This window comes from Sphaerochaeta sp. S2 (assembly GCF_016406725.1).
Lineage (GTDB): Bacteria > Spirochaetota > Spirochaetia > Sphaerochaetales > Sphaerochaetaceae > Sphaerochaeta.
Genome location: NZ_JAEKNT010000221.1, coordinates 1 through 1112 on the forward strand (window position 1 = coordinate 1; position 1112 = coordinate 1112).

Here is a 1112-nt window from a genome sequence, read left to right on the forward strand (position 1 = left end):
AATGAAAGGAGTTCCTCTTTTACTTAACGGAGCAATTAAAATTGTAAGGGAAGATAAAAAAGGAGAAGAAATCTTGTTATATTTTTTGGAAAGAGGAGATACTTGTGCCAGCTCTTTTGCGAGTGCTATATCTAACAATAAATGTGGAATTAGAGCCATAGCCGAAAAAGAATCGGAAATTATTTTTCTGCCAAAAGAAAAATTAGACGAGTGGTTGGTTAAATATAAGTCTTGGAGAAATTTTGTAATTGATAGTTACAATATTCGACTTAATGAAATGATGGAAACTATTGACACATTGGCATTTATGAGAATGGATGAGCGTTTGTATAAATATTTGACAGATAAAGCTCAAATTTTGAGAGAAACATCTCTAAACACAACACATCAAGATATTGCTTACGATTTACATACATCGCGTGTTGTTATTTCAAGATTGTTAAAACAACTTGAAAATGAAGGTAAAATCAAGCTTAACAGAAATAAAATTGAGATTTTAGAATTCTAACTTATGTAACAATAGTTACAAAGATGCGCGATTTATACAATACATTAGATTATACTAACTAAAAATAATAATTATGGAATTTATAAGTCAACCTTGGGCTTGGTATGTTGCAGGCCCTGTAATTGCGTTGGTCATGTTTTTACTTTTCTACTTTGGCGAACGCTTTGGAGTTTCTTCAAACCTTGAAACATTTTGCTCTATTGGTGGTGCGGGAAAATTTGTAGATTATTTTAAAATTGACTGGAAACAAAATGTGTGGAACTTAATTTTTATTGCTGGTTCAATTGTTGGTGGTTTTATTGCTACCCAATGGCTTTCAACTACAGAAGTAGTAGCTATAAACACACAAACGGTTAAAGATTTAGCCGATATAGGTATTGCTAATGCAGGAACATCTTATTTGCCCGATGAGATTTTTAGTATAGAAACTATGCTAACACTTAAAGGTTTTATTATTTTGATAGTAGCAGGGTTTATGGTTGGTTTTGGAGCACGATGGGCAGGTGGATGTACATCCGGACATGCTATTGTGGGATTAAGTAATTTAGAAATTCCTTCTGTAATATCAGTCATTGGATTTTTTATAGGTGGTTTAATAATGACC

Annotated in this window: 2 protein-coding genes; both read left to right on the plus strand. The window is 32.4% G+C overall.

The window, feature by feature from the left end; genetic code table 11:
• The coding region (locus JF818_RS06145) for a Crp/Fnr family transcriptional regulator (protein ID WP_198891136.1) at positions 1-508 on the plus strand (508 nt) is incomplete at its 5' end.
• 73 nt (positions 509-581) lie between these two features.
• Positions 582-1112: YeeE/YedE family protein (locus JF818_RS06150; RefSeq protein ID WP_198891138.1), on the plus strand; the 531-nt coding region annotated here is incomplete at its 3' end.